Consider the following 16,153-nt stretch of genomic DNA (forward strand, 5'->3'; position numbering starts at 1 on the left):
GTCAGCGCCTGACGCGCAGCCAGAGCATCCCGGTGATCGGCAGGATCACCGGGATGAACAGGTAGCCCATCCCGAACTGCGACCACACGGTGGCGTCCGGGAAGGCCTCCGGGCGCAGCAGGGTCCAGGTGCCGACGACGAGGACGCCGGCCAGTTCGGCGGCGCAGCACAGCCGCGCCGCCCTGCGGGCCCGCTCGCCGCCGCGCACCAGTGAATACGTGATGAAGCAGTACACGAGGGCGGCCGCGCCGGTCAGCGTGTACGGCAGCGGCGCCCGGTCGAATTCGGTCGAGATCTGGTAGACGGAGCGCGAGACCGCGCCGACCGTGATCACGCCGTACAGCCAGACGAGCAGCAGCCCCGGGCCGGAGACGAGCCGCCGCCCGCCGGGGGCCGCCGGGGCGTCCGGGGCGGCGCCGGCGCTCCCTGCCGCTGCCGGGGTGTGGTCCGTGTCAGGCACCGGGGGTCCCCCAGATGTCGTAGAGCCGTACTTCCAGGACCGCGAGGACCACCGCGCCGGCGGCCACCGTCACCGATCCCCACTTGGTGCGCTCGCTCAGCGAGAGCAGCCCGGCGGCCGGGACCGCGGCGAACGCCCCCACCAGGTACGCCAGGAAGATCACCGAGCCCTCGTCGGGCCGCTGGCCGCGGGCCAGCATCACGATGCCGACCACCAGCTGGGCGAGGACCAGCAGGGTCACCACGCCCATGCCGATGAAGTGCCAGTCCTTGGTCGGCTGGTTCCGCAGGGCGGCGAAACCGCACCAGGCGGCGAGTGCGAGGGCGGCCGCGCCGATGGCGACCGTCAGGGCGTCGAGCATGCAGCGAGCGTATTACGGGCCGGGGGAGCGGCTGCGCCCGCCCCTGTGCGGGCAGCGGCGAAATGCCCCCCGGACCCCGGTAACGGGTGGCCGGGGGAAGACCGATTGTGTCCGGTATCCGACTCATGATCGTCCGCTATTCGGACATAATTGATCGGTCAAGGGATATGTCTGGTTTACTGGGGCCCATGACCACGACGAGCAGCCGCACCCTTGCGACCGAGGCGACGATGACGCCCGGTGCTCGTTGTATGTGTCGAATGTGCGCTTTCTGAGGGCCCCTCTCCACCCGTCCCGCGCCCCGAAGCGAGACCGGCCGAGCCCGTCCGCCCCGTCCCTGCCCCGCAGAACGGACCGGACCGCTCCTGCCCCGCGCCTACGTGGAAACCGCCGTATCAATCCGGTTTGACCCGTATCGCGCCCCAGATGTTTGCCCCGTGCACGGCGCCCAGCACACACCGCTGCGCCGCGCACTCGACAGCGACGGAAATCCTGTGATCACCACATCGGGCCTCACGAAGGTCTACCAGTCCCGTGGCCGCGAGGTCACCGCCCTGGACGGCGTCGACCTCCACGTCCGCGAAGGCGAGGTCTTCGGCGTCATCGGCCAGAGCGGCGCCGGCAAGTCCTCCCTCATCCGCTGCGTCAACCTGCTGGAGCGTCCCACCTCCGGCACCGTGACCGTCGACGGCGTCGACCTCACCGCCCTCGCCGGCCGGGGCCGCCGCGCCGGCAAGGAGCTCCGCGAGGCCCGCAGCCGCATCGGCATGGTCTTCCAGCACTTCAACCTGCTCTCCTCGCGGACCGTCCAAGCCAATGTCGAGCTCCCCCTGGAGATCCTGGGCACCCCCGCCCGCGAGCGCTCCCGCAAGGCCCTCGAACTCCTCGACCTCGTCGGCCTCGCCGACAAGGCCAAGGCCTACCCGGGCCAGCTCTCCGGCGGCCAGAAGCAGCGCGTCGGCATCGCCCGCGCCCTCGCCGGCGACCCCAAGGTCCTCCTCTCCGACGAGGCCACCAGCGCCCTGGACCCCGAGACCACCCGCTCCATCCTCCAGCTGCTGCGCGACCTCAACCAGCGCCTCGGCCTGACCGTCCTGCTCATCACGCACGAGATGGACGTCGTCAAGACCGTCTGCGACTCCGCCGCCCTCATGAAGCGGGGCCGGATCGTCGAGTCCGGCACCGTCGCCGAGCTCCTCGCCACCCCCGGCTCCGAGCTCGCCGAAGAGCTGTTCCCCCTCACCGGCGCCGCCGGAGGCCCCGACCGCACGGTCGTCGACGTCACCTTCCACGGCGACGCCGCCACCCGGCCGGTCATCTCCCAGCTGTCCCGGACCTACAACATCGACATCTCGATCCTCGGCGCCGCCATGGACACCGTCGGCGGACGCCAGGTCGGCCGCATGCGCATCGAGCTGCCCGGCCGCTACGAGGACAACGTCGTGCCCGTCGGCTTCCTCCGCGAACAGGGCCTCCAGGTCGAGCCCGTCGACGCCGCCGGCCCCGACCTCGACACCGAGATCGCCGAACTCGTCAAGGAAGGTGCCAAGTGACCTGGTCCGAGATGCAGCCCCTGCTCACCCAGGGCACGTACGACACCCTCTACATGGTGCTGTGGTCCACCCTCGTCACCGTGCTGGGCGGCCTGCCCGTCGGCATCCTCCTCGTCCTGACCGACAAGGGCGGCCTCCTGCAGAACCGGCCGCTCAACAAGGCCCTCGGCGTGGTCGTGAACATCGGCCGCTCGCTGCCGTTCATCATCCTGCTGATCGCCCTCATCCCGGTCACCACCGCCGTCGTCGGCACCTTCATCGGCCCCACCGCCATGATCGTCCCCCTGGCCATCGGCGCCATCCCCTTCTTCGCCCGCCTCGTCGAGACCGCCGTCCGAGAGGTGGACCACGGGCTCGTCGAAGCCGTCGAGTCCATGGGCGGGGGAGTCCCGACCATCGTCGGCAAGGTGCTCCTGCCCCAGGCCCTGCCCTCGCTCGTCGCCGCCGTCACCACCACCCTGATCACCCTCGTCGGCTACTCCGCGATGGCGGGCGCCGTCGGCGGCGAAGGCCTCGGCTCCAAGGCCGTCACCTACGGCTTCCAGCGCTTCGAGACCGGCTTCATGCTCGCCACCGTCGCCATCCTCATCGCCCTCGTCACCGTGATCCAGCTCATCGGCGACGGCGCCGTACGCCTCCTCGCCCGCCGCGGCCGCACCGCCTGACCCGGCCCCGCCCACCCGGCGGCCCCCGAACCACCCACCCCCCAAGAGCCCGCACTCGTCGTGCTTGGGCCACCACCTGCAAGACCCGCGCACGACCCGCGCACTTGCACCGCAATGAAAGGCACTCTTCGTGCGTAAGAACACCAAGCCCACCGTCCTCGCCGCTGCGACCGCCGCCCTCGCCCTCGGCCTCACCGCCTGCGGCAGCGCCTCGGACCCCTCCTCCGCCGCGTCCGGCGGCGCCGCGGACGAGAGCAAGCCCCTCGTCGTCGCGGCCTCCCCGAGCCCGCACGCCGACGTCCTGAACTTCGTCAAGGACAAGCTCGCCGCCAAGGAGGGCCTCAAGCTGGAGGTCAAGGAGTTCACCGACTACGTCCTGCCCAACACCGCCACCGAGCAGGGCCAGGTCGGAGCCAACTACTTCCAGCACAAGCCGTACCTCGACGACTTCAACAAGAAGAACGGCACCCACATCGTGCCCGTCGTCAACGTGCACCTGGAGCCCCTCGGCCTGTACTCCAAGAAGGTCAAGGCGATCACGGACCTGGGGCCCGGCCACACCGTCGCCGTGCCCAACGACACCACCAACGAGGGCCGAGCCCTCCAGCTGCTCGCCGCGAACAACCTGATCACCCTCAAGGAAGGCGTCGGCACCAGCGCCAAGCTGTCCGACATCACCGACAAGAAGGGCCTGGAGTTCAAGGAGCTGGAGGCCGCCACCGTCCCGCGCGCCCTCGGCGACGTCGACGCCGCCGTCATCAACGGCAACTACGCCCTGGAGGCGAAGCTCTCCCCGGCCAAGGACGCCCTCGTCCTGGAGAAGTCCGAGGGCAACCCGTACGCCAACTTCCTCGCGGTCAAGGCCGGCAACGAGAAGGACCCGCGCGTCGAGAAGCTCGCCAAGCTCCTCAACTCCGACGAGGTCCGCAAGTTCATCGAGGAGAAGTACCAGGGCTCCGTCACCCCGGCCTTCGGCACCCCCGCCTCCTGACCCCGCGCCGCGCCCCGCACCGGCGCGGCCGCCCCGGGCACACGGCCCCGCACACCCCACCGGGCGTGCGGGGCCGCGTCCTGCCCGCGAGCGGGCAGGGGCGGCCATGCACACAGGCCGTTCGATGCTGCATGCTGTGGCTGGACGGCCCGCACGACGGCGCCCCCGCCCACCCGGTCCCGCACCACGGTCGCCCCACCTCTCAGGCATGGAGCTGCGCATGACTACCACCTTCCCGGACGTCACCATCAGCACGGACCGGCTGGTGCTGCGCCCCTTCGACGTGGAGGACGTCACCGCGCTCGCCGAGATGATGAACGACGAGCACGTCACCGCCTGGACCCCCGCACCCCACCCCTACACCCACGCCGACGCCCACGGCTGGGCCACCCGCCACGCCCACGCCGAACGCACCAGCGGCCGCGGCATCGTCTTCGCCGTCGCCGAGTTCCTCACCCAGCGCCTCGTCGGCACCGTCCACCTGAAGAACACCGACTGGCGCACCCGCAGCACCGAGGCCGCCTACATCACCGCCCCCTGGGCCCGAGGCGAGGGCTACGCCGGCGAGTCCGTCCTCGCCGTCGCCCAGTGGCTCTTCCGCGGCCAGGGCTTCGAACGCCTCGAAATGCGCACCGCCGCCGACAACACCGCCTCCCAGCAGGTCGCACAGAAGATCGGCTGCATCAGCGAAGGCGTTCTGCGCAACGCCTGGATAGCCCGCATCCAGAACGCCGACGGCAGCTGGAGCCACGCCCGCACCGACCTCATCGTCTGGAGCCTCCTCCCCGAGGACCTCGAAGACACCGACGCATACGGCGCCCCCGACGGCTACGGCAGCGCCCTCGCCCGCCCCGCCGAAACCGGCGGCCTGCGCGTCGGCGCCGACTGGAACTGACGCCCCGCCCGGCCGGGCCCTCCACGGCACGCCCGGCCCACGACCACCCCTCCACCCCCCACCACCCCAGGAGACAGACGACGATGGCCGACCGGGTCACGGTGATCGGCTGGGACGGCTCCCCCCTGACCGCGGCCGCCCGCTCCGCGCTCTCCGCCGCCACCCTCGTCGCCGGCGCCGCCCACCACCTCGCCCTCCCCGAGGTGCCGCCCACCGCCGAACGCATCCGCCTCGGCAGCCTCGGCCTCGCCGCACGCCGCATCGCCGGACACCGCGGCAGTGCCGTCGTGTTCGCCGACGGCGACCCCGGCTTCTTCGGCGTCGTCCGCACCCTGCGCGCCCCCGAGCACGGACTGGAGGTCGAGGTGGTCCCCGCCGTCTCCTCCGTCGCCGCCGCCTTCGCCCGCGCCGGCATGCCCTGGGACGACGCCCAGGTCGTCGTCGCCCACCCCCGCACCCTGCGCCGCGCCGTCAACGTCTGCCGCGCCCACGGCAAGGTCGCCGTCCTCACCTCGCCCGGAGCCGGTCCCGCCGAACTCGCCCTGCTGCTGGGGCCCGTGCACCGCACCTTCGTCATCTGCGAGGAACTCGGCACCGACCGCGAACAGGTCACCGTCGTCACCTCCGACAAGGCCGCCGACCACGCCTGGCGCAACCCCAACGTCGTCATCGTCATCGGCGGCCAGACCGTCTCCGCCGACCCCGCCTGGATCCTCGGACACAACCCCGCCCGCACCTCCGGACGGGGCTGGGCCCGCCCGGAGGACGGCACCGGCGAAGGCGAGTCGGCCACCCTGCGCGCCGCCCAGCTGGCCCGGCTCGGCCCCCGCACCGGCGACCTCGTCTGGGACATCGGCGCCGGCTCCGGGGCCTTCGCCGTCGAAGCCGCCGCCTTCGGGGCCGCCGTCATCGCCGTCGACGCCGACCCGCAGGCCTGCGAGCGCACGGCCGCCGCCGCCCGCGCGCGCGGAGTCCAGCTCCAGGTCCTCGCCGGTCGCGCCCCGCACGTCCTGGAGGACCTCCCCGAACCCGACGTCGTCCGCGTCGGCGGAGGCGGCGCCGACGTCGTCGCGGCAGTCGCCGAACGCCGCCCCGAACGGATCGTCAGCCACGCCTCCACCCGCGACGAGGCGGAGGCGATCGGCCGCGCCCTCGCCGAGGGCGGATACGCCGTCGAATGCGCCCTCCTGCAGTCCGTCGGGCTCGACCCCCTCACCTGGAACGAACAGGACCGTACCGTCGTGTTCCTCCTGGCAGCCCGGCGCCCGGTGAACCACCGGGCCTGAGGCCGGGGTAGGCTGGCCGATCGTCGTACTGCCCTGGTACGCCCAGGGACGGCGGCACAACAAGACGCGCGACGTGGCGCAGTCCACAGCAGACCGCGGCGGTTTCGGCCGCCGCGGCGGCGAACGGGCGCGACAATGCTTACTGGTTGTCGCAGGGTGCGTACGCGGACGACGCGTCGCACGGCAACCCCGCTCGTTGGTCTTGTGGGCGCCGGGCGATCGAAGAGGCAACACGATGGGCGAGGGGTACGCATGACCGACACCGGCCAGGTACCGGGCGAGGGACTCCCGGACAACGCGGGCATGGTGGACCAGCAGGGCATTCCGGCTCAGGTCCCGCAGCCGGGCGCCTACGCCTTCCAGGACCTCGTGGACAACCCCGCCGAGGCCGAGGACGAGGAACTCCTGCTGATGCCGAGCGGCCACGGCCACGGCTCGTGGAGCGACCCGCAGGTGGTCCCGCCGGCGCCGGCCTACCCCGTCGAGACCTCCTACGGCGACGCCCCGTACGCCGACTACGCCGACCCGCACGCCGCCTACGCCGAGCCCGCCCACCCCGCGCCGGCCGCCTTCCCCGACCCCGCCGACGCCTCGTACGGCGCCGGCGTGCACGAAGCCGGGGGCCGCGACTCCGGCTCCCTGGACCTCGGCGGGATGGTGCCGCCGCACGCCGCCGCGCAGGCAGCGCCCGTCGCGCCGCCCGTCCGGCCGCTGCACATGGGCCCCGCCGTGCCCGAGGCCACCGGAGTCGTCCGCTCCCTCGCCGACCGCGGCCCCGCCGCCCCCGTGCCCCCCGCCCCGACCGCGCCCCTGGGCGGCGCCGTCCCGCCCATGCCCGTGCGCCAGGCGGGCCCGCCGACCACCGGCCCCGAATACCTGGACGTGCCGCGGCAGGACGCCCCCGCGCAGGCGGCCCCGCAGCTCGGCGAGGTCCCGCCGCAGGCCGGCGCGCCCTGGGGCGCCGAGCCGGTGCCCGCCGCGCAGCCCGCCGCCGTGCAGGCGTTCCCCGCCGCGGAGCCGCAGCAGCCGCAGCCCGCGCCGGAGCAGGCACAGCCGCACCCCGACCAGCAGGTACAGTCCGTCCCCGCGGCGGAGGCCACCGAGGCGGCTCCCGAGGCCGTCGCCGAACCCGTCGCCGAGCCCGTCGCCGCGGCGGAGGGCGTTCCTGCACCGGAGACCGCGGCCGCGCCTGAGGGTGCCCCCGCGCCTGAGGGTGCCCTGGAGGCCGTGGCTCCCGAAGCCGTGGCCGCCCCTGAGGCCGTTCCCGCGCCCGAGGCCGTTCCGGGCGCCCCGGAGGCCCCGCAGCCCGAGGCCGTGGCTCAGCCGGAGGCCTCAGAGGCTCCCGCCGCCGAAGCGCCCGTCGAGGCTCCCGCCGGGGAGGCACCGGTGGCCGAGGCTCCCGCCGAGCCGGTGGCCGCCCCGCAGGCGGTTCCGGTGGCCCCGGAGGCCGCCGCGGCTCCCGCCGAGGCCGTACCCGCCGAGCAGGCCGCGCCCGCCGAGCAGGCCGTACCCGCCGAGGCCGCCGCCCCCGAGCAGCCGGCCGAGGCCGTCCGGGCCGACGTCCCGGCCGAGCCGGAGGCGGTGGCCGCCGAGGGCGCCGCCCCCGCCGCCGAGCAGCCGCCCGCCCCGCAGGTCCCCGCCGAGCAGGCGCCCGACGCGTCCCAGGCCGCCGAGCAGCCCGCCGAAGCCCTCGTCCAGCCGGTCCCGGCGGCGCCGGAGCAGCCCGCCGCCGAGCCCTTCCCGGCCGCCGAGCCCGCCGCTCAGGCCGAAGCCCCGGCCGAGGCCCCCGCCGCCCCCGAAGCCGCCGACCCGGCACCCGCCGAAGCCGCCGCGCCGCGGGAGCCCGCCGCCCCCGCCGGCGAGCCCGCCCCCGGCTACGCCGACGCCGAGCGCGAGGCCGTCCTGCGCGTCATGCGCGAGCGCCGCGACATCCGCAACGGCTTCCGCACCGACCCCATCCCGCACGAGGTGCTGCTGCGCGTCCTGGAGGCCGCGCACCACGCGCCCAGCGTCGGCCACTCCCAGCCCTGGGACTTCGTCGTCATCCGCTCGGCCGAAACCCGCCGCACGATGCACGAGCTCGCCCAGCGCCAGCGCGAGGCCTACGCCAAGTCCCTGCCCAAGGGCCGGGCCAAGCAGTTCAAGGAACTGAAGATCGAGGCCATCCTCGACACCCCCGTCAACATCGTCGTCACCGCCGACCCCACCCGCGGCGGCCGCCACACCCTCGGCCGGCACACCCAGCCGCAGATGGCCCCGTACTCCTCCGCCCTCGCGGTGGAGAACCTCTGGCTCGCCGCGCGCGCCGAAGGCCTCGGCGTCGGCTGGGTCAGCTTCTTCGACGAGCGCGAGATGGTCCGCGAGCTCGGCCTGCCCGAACACCTCGAAGTCGTCGCCTACCTGTGCGTCGGATACGTCGACGAGTTCCCCGAGGAGCCCGAGCTCGCGCAGGCCGGCTGGTCGCAGCGCCGGCCGCTCGCCTGGGTCGTCCACGAGGAGACGTACGGCCGCCGCGCCCTGCCCGGCGAGGCGCCGCACGACCTGCTCTCCGAGACCGTCGCCAGCATCCGCCCGCTCGACGCGAAGGCGCTCGGCGAGGCCTGGGAGCGGCAGAAGCGCATGACCAAGCCCGCCGGCGCCCTCGGCATGCTGGAGATCATCTCCGCGCAGCTCGCCGGGCTGTCCCGGGTCTGCCCGCCGCCGATCCCCGAGCCCGCTGCGGTCGCGATCTTCGCCGGCGACCACGGCGTGCACGCCCAGGGCGTCACCCCCTGGCCGCAGGAGGTCACCACCCAGATGGTGGCGAACTTCCTCGGCGGCGGCGCCGTCTGCAACGCCTTCGCCAACCAGGTCGGCGCCGAGGTCTGCGTCATCGACGTGGGAGTCGCCGGCGACCTCCCGGCCACCCCCGGCCTGCTGCCCCGCAAGGTCCGCCCCGGCACCGCCGACCTCACCGCCGGCCCGGCCATGACCCGCGAAGAGGCCGTCGCGGCCATCGAGGTCGGCATCGAGACCGCCCGCGACCTCGTCGCCGCCGGCAACAAGGCCCTGCTCACCGGCGAGATGGGCATCGCCAACACCACGGTCTCCGCCGCCCTCATCTCCGTGTTCACCGGCGCCGACCCGTCGGAGGTCACCGGCCGCGGCACCGGCATCAACGACGAGACCCACGCCCGCAAGGTGGACGTCGTCCGCCGCGCCCTGGAGCTCCACCAGCCCGACCCCGCGGACCCCATCGGCGTCCTCGCGGCCATCGGCGGGCTGGAGCACGCGGCGATCGTCGGCCTCCTCCTCGGCGGCGCCTCCCTGCGGACGCCGGTCATCCTCGACGGCGTCAGTGCCGGCGCGGCCGCGCTGGTGGCCCGGGCCATCGCCCCCGAGGCGCTCTCCGCGTGCATCGCCGGGCACCGCAGTGCCGAGCCCGGGCACGTCGCCGCGCTCAACAAGCTCGGGCTGCGCCCGCTGGTGGACCTGGACCTGCGGCTCGGCGAGGGCACCGGAGCCCTCCTCGCCCTCCCGCTGGTGCAGAGCGCTGCCCGCGCGATGCACGAGGTCGCCACGTTCGACTCCGCCGGAGTCACCGAGAAGTAGCACCGTCCCGCTGCGCGGGGCCTTCCCCCCACCCCGCCCCTTCCCGAAACCGGGGGCGCAGCCCCCGGACCCCGTACGCGCGCTCCGCGCCCGTGCCCCCAAACGCCGGGCGGGCCGAAAATCAGCCCCGCCGGCGTTGGAGGCGCGGGGTCTGGTGCGGACGCCCCGGCGGGGGCCGGGGCCGCAGGCCCCGGTTTCGGGAGGGGGCGGGGCGGGGAAAAGGCCCCGCGCAGCGGCCGGCGCAGCGGGTCGTATCGTGGACCCGCACACCCGAAACCGCACGTCACACCGGACAGGCCGCTCCAGCGCAGCAGCGGCAGCAGACCACCGCCGTCCCAGGAGCCGCACCGCCATGGCACATCCGGCACACCCCGCCTACCCCGTAGGACTCCGCCTCGCCGGCCGCCGCGTCGTCGTCATCGGCGGCGGACAGGTCGCCCAGCGCCGCCTCCCCGCGCTCGTCGCCGCGGGTGCCGACGTCCTGCTCGTCTCGCCGTCCGCCACTGCGTCCGTCGACGCCATGGCCGAGACCGGCGAGATCCGCTGGGAGCGCCGCCGCTACCGCGAGGGCGACCTCGCCGGCGCCTGGTACGCGCTGATCGCCACGCAGCACCGTGACGTCAACGAGCAGGCGTCCGCCGAGGCCGAGCGCGAGCGGGTCTGGTGCGTCCGCGCCGACGACGCCTCCGCCGCCACCGCCTGGACCCCGGCCACCGGCCGCGTCGAGGGCGTCACCGTGGCCGTCCTCACCGGCAACGACCCGCGCCGCTCCGCGGCCGTCCGCGACGCCGTCGTCGAGGGGCTGCGCGACGGCACCCTCGCCGCACCCGGCCACCGCGGCCGCGCCGAGGGCGGGCCCCGCGTCGCCCTCGTCGGCGGCGGCCCCGGCGACCCCGACCTGATCACCGTCCGCGGCCGGCGGCTCCTCGCCGAGGCCGACGTCGTCATCGCCGACCGGCTCGGCCCCCGCGACCTCTTGGACGAACTCCCGCCGCACGTGGAGGTCATCGACGCCGCGAAGATCCCGTACGGCCGGTACATGGCCCAGGAGGCCATCAACAACGCCCTCATCGAGCACGCCAAGGCCGGCAAGGCCGTCGTCCGGCTCAAGGGCGGCGACCCGTACGTCTTCGGCCGCGGCATGGAGGAGCTCCAGGCCCTCGCCGAGGCCGGCATCGCCTGCACCGTCGTGCCCGGCATCTCCAGCTCCGTCTCGGTGCCCGCCGCCGCCGGCATCCCGGTCACCCACCGGGGCGTCGCCCACGAGTTCACCGTCGTCAGCGGGCACGTCGGCCCCGACGATCCGCGCTCCCTGGTGGACTGGGCCGCGCTCGCCCGGCTCACCGGCACCCTCGTCGTCCTCATGGGCGTCGACAAGATCGGACTGATCGCCGAGGCCCTCGTCCGCCACGGCCGCCCCGCCGACACGCCGGTCGCCGTCGTCCAGGAGGGCACCACCGCGAACCAGCGCCGCGTCGACGCGACCCTCGCCACCGTCGGCGAACGGGTCCGCGCCGAGGACGTCCGCCCGCCGGCCGTCATCGTCATCGGCGACGTCGTCGGCGTCGCGGCGGCCCCCGCGACCTGAGCGACCCGACCACCGCGCCCCCGAGGGGGCGTTGGCACCCCACCCCGGACAAGGCAGTATCACCCTGTGGCTGATCTCATCACCGTCGACGACCCCGACGACCCGCGCCTGCGCGACTACACCGGCCTGACCGACGTCGAGCTGCGCCGCCGCCGCGAACCCGAGGAGGGCCTCTTCATCGCGGAGGGCGAGAAGGTCATCCGGCGGGCCAAGGACGCCGGCTTCGAGATGCGGTCGATGCTGCTGTCCGCGAAGTGGGTCGACGTCATGCGCGACGTCATCGACGAACTCCCCGCCCCCGTGTACGCGGTGACCCCCGAGGTCGCCGAACGCGTCACCGGCTACCACGTGCACCGCGGGGCGCTCGCTTCCATGCAGCGCAAGCCGCTGCCCGAGCCCGCCGAGATCCTCGCGGCGGGCGGCTCCGGGAGGCGCATCGCCGTCTTCGAGGGCTTCGTCGACCACGCCAACCTCGGCGCCGCCTTCCGCAGCGCCGCCGCCCTCGGCATCAGCGCCATACTCCTGTCCCCGGACTGCGCCGACCCGCTGTACCGGCGCGCCATCAAGGTGTCCATGGGGTCCGTGTTCTCCGTGCCGTACGCCCGCCTCGCGGACTGGCCCGCCGACCTGGAGAAGGTCCGCGAGGCCGGCTACCGGATCCTCGCCATGACGCCCAGCCCGCAGGCCGCCTCCCTGGACCTGGTCCCGCCGGAGCGCTTCGAACGCTGCGCGATCATGCTGGGCTCGGAGGGGCACGGCCTGTCCACGCACGCCCTGCGCGCCGCCGACGAATGGGTGCGCATCCCGATGGCCGAGGGCATCGACTCCCTCAACGTCGCCGCGGCCTCCGCGGTCGCCTTCTACGCCACCCGCCCGACCCGGCCGGCATGACGCGGACGGCGCCGGGGCCCCGCGCTTCGGCGCTCAGAGCTTCTGCGCGGCCGCGATCCCGAGCGCCACGACCAGCGTCACCACCACGAACACGATCAGCCGCTGCCGCATCAGCCGCGGGTCCGGCCGCGACGGCCGCCGCCCCGCCCCCGTCGTCCGCGGCACCGGACGGCCGCCCGAGCGCCCGCCGGTGGGCCGCGACGACGGCCCGCCGCCCTTGTTCCGCGGCGACGACGGCCGCGACGGCGGCCCGCCCTGCGCACCCTTGACGGCCCTGCCGCCCGCCCCCTGCGGGGCGGGGGTACGGCCGGTGCGCCGCTCCGCCCGCTCCTCGGGGAACGGCTGGGTCAGCCGCCCGGTGGGCCGGTCGGCCCGCACGCGCTGCGCCGGCGGGCGGCCGTCCGACAGGCCCTGTGCCTCCCGGGCCGCGATCTCCTTCAGCCGCATCGACAGCTGGAGCGTGCTGGGCCGGTCCTCGGGGTCCTTCGCCAGGCACGCCCGCACCAGCGGCGCCAGGGCGTCCGGCACGCCCACCAGGTGCGGCTCCTCGTGCACGACCCGGTACAGCATCACCTCGGAACTGCCGTGCCCGAACGGCGAGTCGGCGGTCGCCGCGTAGGCGAGGGTGGCGCCCAGCGCGAACACGTCGGTGGCGGGCGTGACCGCCGCCCCGCGCACCTGCTCGGGGGCGAGGAAGCCGGGGGAGCCCACGGCCGTGCCCACGTGGGTCAGCGTGCTGGCGCCGGTCGCCCAGGCGATCCCGAAGTCGATGATCCGCGGCCCCTTGGGCGACAGCAGGATGTTCGACGGCTTGAGGTCCCGGTGGACGACGCCCGCCTCGTGCACCGCGACCAGCCCTTCGGACAGGGCGGCCCCGATCGCGGCGATCTGCGCCGCCGTCAGCGGGCCCTCCTCGGCGACCTTGTCGTGCAGCGACGGGCCGGGCACGTACTGGGTCGCGAACCACGGGCGCTCCGCGTCCAGGTCCGCCGCCACCAGGCGCGCCGTGCACCCGCCTCGGATCCGCCGCGCGGCGGACACCTCGCGGGCGAAACGGGAGCGGAACTCCTGGTCCTCGGCCAGGTCGGGGCGGATCACCTTGAGCGCGACGCGCTGCCCGCGCCGGTCGGAGCCCAGGTAGACCACGCCCATGCCGCCGGCGCCGAGCCGCCGGTGCAGCCTGAACGAGCCGACGACACGCGGGTCCTCGCGCCGGAGCCGCATCATCGCCATGTCCACCCCGCTGACCCGTCGTCCTGTTGACGTGGCACAGCTTACGGACCATCCGCCACGAGCGCTCAGAGGCCGCGCCCTCACCGGGGCAATCGCTCGTCAGTGCGCGGGGCCCCCCGCGGGGTTCGGCACCCTGCCGCACCCGCCCCCGTGCGGCATCCGCCGGGGGAGCCAACACCCCTGCTGTGAACGGTGTTTGAGGTCCCGTCGGATGCGGCGGCGTCCGGGGCGGTCCGGAGGGCGGGCGCGTGCGCCGGGCGCACCGGCGGGGCGATCACAGTGCACCCGGTCCGGGGACCCGTATGTGCGGGGAGTGACGGAAGTGAGCGAACTCACCACGCTGTGGTCATCCCCCTCCGGGAAGACCCCGACAGAGGGGAGGCGGCCTCCAACCAGGGGAGTACACGCGGTCGGCCCCGTCATCCTCCGGGAGGCCTGCCAATGGGTACGCGGGCACGACGCCGCGTGCCCCCGCCGTGCCTACTGTGGTGGTCATGCGGCGGACGCACTCTCGTCCCCCGAGGTCACGCGCCCGCCGCATCCAGACGACAGGGAGAGGGCCATGGCGGACACCGCACGGCAGGGGCGCAAGGCATTCGCGTTCCACGCCCACGAGTCCGGTACGCGCCACCCGCTGGTGGCCGCGGCCATGGTCCTCCCCCTGGCCGCCCTCCTGCTCTTCCTCTTCGGAGGGTTCGAGCAGGTGGCGGCGCAGGCGTCGTCCGTGGGCGCGATGCTGGGGCGCTGAGCGGCGCCCCGCCCGGGAGAGCGGCCCGGGCAGGCCGCATCGGCCCGCCGAACCCCGTGGGGACGGGGGAGCGGCGGACGGCAGGTGAAGGGTGCTGCCCGTACGACTGGGGAGTCGGACGGGCAGCACGCTCTTTTGCCCTCCCGCCGTGCCGCGGTTGCCGCCGCGGCGTTCCGTAACCTGCTGTGCGAGGGCCGGTGGCCCAGCGACGCACAGGCGGGGAGCAGCGATGAACCAGGAGCACGCCGCCCGGCGCCTCGGGAAGGGCGCGGTACCCGCGCCGGCCGCGCCGCTGCCCGCCGCGCTGGCCGCGTACGCCACCGGCGAGCCGGAGCCCGCGTACCGGCTCCTCGCCGAGCGCGAGGACGGAACCGTCGTGCGCTGCGGACAGGTCGTGGCCAAGGCGCACGCCGCCGACAGCGACCCCGAGGAACTGGCCGTCCGGATGCGGATCGCCGCCGACCGGGCGCTCGCCGGGGTGCTGCTCCCGCCGCTGCGGCCGGCCGCGGGCCTGCTGAGGGGCCGGCCGGTGTCGCTGTGGCCGTACGGGGACCCGGTCGACGCCGAGCGCCCCGAGGACGCCCCGTGGGAGGCCGCCGCGGAGCTGCTGGCGGCGCTGCACCGGGTCCCGCTGGCGGCCCTGCCCGGGCCGCTGCCCGCCATGCGGGGCCCGGCGAAGCTGGCGCGGGCCCTGCGCCGGCTGGCCCGCGCGGGCGGCCCGGACCGCGGCCCCCGCCCGGCCGCGGGCTCCCCGGCCGTCCCGCCCGCCCCGGGCGGCGGGGGAGTCTCCGGCCTCGGCCCGCAGGTCGTCTGGGACGCGGCGCGGACGCTGCCCGCGTGGGCGCGCGGGGAGGTTCCGGCGCCGGGCGGCGGGGTCCTGTGCCACGGCGACCTGCACCTGGGCCAGTTGGTGCGGGGGAGTGCGGCGGGCGGAGGCTGGCGGCTGATCGACGTCGACGACCTCGGGGTGGGGGCGCCCGCCTGGGACCTGGCCCGGCCCGCCGCCTGGTACGCCGCGGGGGTCCTCGGCGGCGGCGCCTGGGGCCGGTTCCTGGGGGCCTACCGGACGGCGGGCGGCCCGGCCGCGGGTCCCGCCGGCTGCGACCCGTGGCCGGCCCTGGACGTGGCCGCCCGCGCCCTGACCGTGCAGACGGCCGCACTGGCCCTCGCCAAGGCCGCGGAGAACCGGCGCAGGCTCGACGACGTGGAGCGGCTGATGGTCGAATCCTGTGCCCGAATCGCTACGCTCCCGCCCCACTTGGAGGGTCCCCGACCGGCGTAGGGTGGGGGCGCCCCTGCACCGGGCGGCCGCCCGGTGCCGACGAAAGACGGCGAGGAGTTGGTCCGGCCATGCAGTGCCCGAAGTGCCACGCGATGATGCACACCTACAACCGCAACGGCGTCCAGATCGAGCAGTGCAGCGGCTGCCGCGGCATCTTCCTCGACTACGGGGAGCTGGAGGCGCTGACCCGGCTGGAGTCCCAGTACACCGCCGGCCAGTACGGGCAGGCCCCGCCGCCGGCCGCGCCCCCGGCGCCGTACCCGGCCCCGCACGCCGGGCCGGCCTGGGGCGCCCCGCACCACGGGCACCACGGCCACCACCGCAAGGGCTTCGGGCGCATGCTCTTCTCCTCCTGAGCCCCGGCCGCACATGCGGAAGCCCCGGCCGTCGAGACGGCCGGGGCTTCCGGTCGGTGCGCGATACTGGGATTGAACCAGTGACCTCTTCCGTGTCAGGGAAGCGCTCTCCCGCTGAGCTAATCGCGCGGGCCACGGCTGTGGAGCCGCAGGTCAAACGGTGTTGCAGGTACTGCGTGCGCGATACTGGGATTGAACCAGTGACCTCTTCCGTGTCAGGGAAGCGCTCTCCCGCTGAGCTAATCGCGCGGGG

Annotated in this window: 14 protein-coding genes and 2 tRNA genes; 11 read left to right on the forward strand and 5 right to left on the reverse strand. The window is 75.1% G+C overall.

Annotated features, from left to right (window positions below; all coding sequences use genetic code 11):
* Window position 1: 1 nt before the first annotated feature.
* Both IE170_RS23995 and IE170_RS24000 read right to left on the reverse strand, forming a co-directional pair.
* Window positions 2-460, reverse strand: a complete 459-nt coding sequence (locus IE170_RS23995; protein WP_373299047.1) for a hypothetical protein — start codon at window positions 458-460, stop codon at window positions 2-4.
* Window positions 453-821 (reverse strand): hypothetical protein, encoded by a 369-nt coding sequence (locus IE170_RS24000; protein WP_189811526.1) that lies wholly within the window; start codon window positions 819-821, stop codon window positions 453-455. The genes IE170_RS23995 and IE170_RS24000 overlap by 8 nt, the downstream gene beginning before the upstream one ends.
* Window positions 822-1,315: 494 nt before the next feature.
* Here IE170_RS24000 and IE170_RS24005 point away from each other — a divergent pair, with 494 nt between their 5' ends.
* The 8 genes from IE170_RS24005 to IE170_RS24040 all read left to right on the forward strand — a co-directional run bounded on the left by IE170_RS24005 (window position 1,316) and on the right by IE170_RS24040 (window position 12,281).
* Complete coding sequence (locus tag IE170_RS24005; RefSeq protein ID WP_189811527.1) at window positions 1,316-2,374, forward strand: methionine ABC transporter ATP-binding protein; 1,059 nt, start codon at window positions 1,316-1,318, stop codon at window positions 2,372-2,374.
* Window positions 2,371-3,039, forward strand: coding sequence for a methionine ABC transporter permease (locus tag IE170_RS24010; protein WP_189811528.1), 669 nt, complete (start codon window positions 2,371-2,373; stop codon window positions 3,037-3,039). The genes IE170_RS24005 and IE170_RS24010 overlap by 4 nt, the downstream gene beginning before the upstream one ends.
* 130 nt (window positions 3,040-3,169) lie before the next feature.
* A complete protein-coding gene (locus IE170_RS24015; protein WP_189811529.1) occupies window positions 3,170-4,030 on the forward strand; it encodes a MetQ/NlpA family ABC transporter substrate-binding protein in 861 nt (286 codons plus the stop codon).
* 220 nt (window positions 4,031-4,250) lie between these two features.
* Window positions 4,251-4,925: a GNAT family N-acetyltransferase gene (locus IE170_RS24020; protein ID WP_189811530.1), complete on the forward strand. Its 675-nt coding sequence runs from the start codon at window positions 4,251-4,253 to the stop codon at window positions 4,923-4,925.
* An 83-nt stretch (window positions 4,926-5,008) separates the two neighbouring features.
* Window positions 5,009-6,211 carry a precorrin-6y C5,15-methyltransferase (decarboxylating) subunit CbiE gene (gene cbiE / locus IE170_RS24025; RefSeq protein WP_189811531.1) on the forward strand — a complete coding sequence of 401 codons (1,203 nt, stop codon included), beginning with the start codon at window positions 5,009-5,011 and terminating at the stop codon, window positions 6,209-6,211.
* 252 nt (window positions 6,212-6,463) lie between these two features.
* A complete protein-coding gene (gene cobT / locus IE170_RS24030; protein ID WP_189811532.1) occupies window positions 6,464-9,802 on the forward strand; it encodes a nicotinate-nucleotide--dimethylbenzimidazole phosphoribosyltransferase in 3,339 nt (1,112 codons plus the stop codon).
* A 352-nt stretch (window positions 9,803-10,154) separates the two neighbouring features.
* The gene (gene cobA, locus IE170_RS24035; protein ID WP_189811533.1) at window positions 10,155-11,390 is read left to right on the forward strand and encodes a uroporphyrinogen-III C-methyltransferase; all 1,236 of its coding nucleotides are present in this window, start codon (window positions 10,155-10,157) and stop codon (window positions 11,388-11,390) included.
* A 66-nt stretch (window positions 11,391-11,456) separates the two neighbouring features.
* Complete coding sequence (locus tag IE170_RS24040) at window positions 11,457-12,281, forward strand: TrmH family RNA methyltransferase (RefSeq protein WP_189811534.1); 825 nt, start codon at window positions 11,457-11,459, stop codon at window positions 12,279-12,281.
* Window positions 12,282-12,314: 33 nt separating this feature from the next.
* Here IE170_RS24040 and IE170_RS24045 read toward each other — a convergent pair whose 3' ends face one another.
* Complete coding sequence (locus tag IE170_RS24045) at window positions 12,315-13,514, reverse strand: serine/threonine-protein kinase (RefSeq protein WP_223856897.1); 1,200 nt, start codon at window positions 13,512-13,514, stop codon at window positions 12,315-12,317.
* 562 nt (window positions 13,515-14,076) lie between these two features.
* Between IE170_RS24045 and IE170_RS24050 the strand changes: the two genes are divergently transcribed.
* The 3 genes from IE170_RS24050 to IE170_RS24060 all read left to right on the forward strand — a co-directional run bounded on the left by IE170_RS24050 (window position 14,077) and on the right by IE170_RS24060 (window position 15,900).
* On the forward strand, window positions 14,077-14,262 hold the full coding sequence (locus IE170_RS24050) for a hypothetical protein (RefSeq protein ID WP_189811536.1): 186 nt from the start codon (window positions 14,077-14,079) through the stop codon (window positions 14,260-14,262).
* Window positions 14,263-14,491: 229 nt separating this feature from the next.
* Window positions 14,492-15,544 carry a phosphotransferase gene (locus tag IE170_RS24055; protein ID WP_189811537.1) on the forward strand — a complete coding sequence of 351 codons (1,053 nt, stop codon included), beginning with the start codon at window positions 14,492-14,494 and terminating at the stop codon, window positions 15,542-15,544.
* Between the two features lie 68 nt (window positions 15,545-15,612).
* Complete coding sequence (locus IE170_RS24060; RefSeq protein ID WP_189811538.1) at window positions 15,613-15,900, forward strand: TFIIB-type zinc ribbon-containing protein; 288 nt, start codon at window positions 15,613-15,615, stop codon at window positions 15,898-15,900.
* A 57-nt stretch (window positions 15,901-15,957) separates the two neighbouring features.
* Here IE170_RS24060 and IE170_RS24065 read toward each other — a convergent pair.
* Window positions 15,958-16,029 (reverse strand) — tRNA-Val (locus tag IE170_RS24065).
* Window positions 16,030-16,077: 48 nt separating this feature from the next.
* Window positions 16,078-16,149 (reverse strand) — tRNA-Val (locus tag IE170_RS24070).
* Window positions 16,150-16,153: the final 4 nt, after the last annotated feature.

It is taken from the genome of Streptomyces toxytricini, from assembly GCF_014649915.1.
In the GTDB taxonomy this organism is placed as follows: domain Bacteria; phylum Actinomycetota; class Actinomycetes; order Streptomycetales; family Streptomycetaceae; genus Streptomyces; species Streptomyces toxytricini.

Excerpts from the sequence above, each read along its gene's own strand:
- IE170_RS24000 (WP_189811526.1), bottom strand. The coding sequence starts at position 821 with ATGCTCGACGCCCTGACGGTCGCCATCGGCGCGGCCGCCCTCGCACTC.
- IE170_RS24020 (WP_189811530.1), top strand. The coding sequence starts at position 4,251 with ATGACTACCACCTTCCCGGACGTCACCATCAGCACGGACCGGCTGGTG.
- cbiE (WP_189811531.1), top strand. The coding sequence starts at position 5,009 with ATGGCCGACCGGGTCACGGTGATCGGCTGGGACGGCTCCCCCCTGACC.
- cobT (WP_189811532.1), top strand. The coding sequence starts at position 6,464 with ATGACCGACACCGGCCAGGTACCGGGCGAGGGACTCCCGGACAACGCG.
- cobA (WP_189811533.1), top strand. The coding sequence starts at position 10,155 with ATGGCACATCCGGCACACCCCGCCTACCCCGTAGGACTCCGCCTCGCC.
- IE170_RS24045 (WP_223856897.1), bottom strand. The coding sequence starts at position 13,514 with ATGGCGATGATGCGGCTCCGGCGCGAGGACCCGCGTGTCGTCGGCTCG.
- IE170_RS24050 (WP_189811536.1), top strand. The coding sequence starts at position 14,077 with ATGGCGGACACCGCACGGCAGGGGCGCAAGGCATTCGCGTTCCACGCC.
- IE170_RS24055 (WP_189811537.1), top strand. The coding sequence starts at position 14,492 with ATGAACCAGGAGCACGCCGCCCGGCGCCTCGGGAAGGGCGCGGTACCC.
- IE170_RS24060 (WP_189811538.1), top strand. The coding sequence starts at position 15,613 with ATGCAGTGCCCGAAGTGCCACGCGATGATGCACACCTACAACCGCAAC.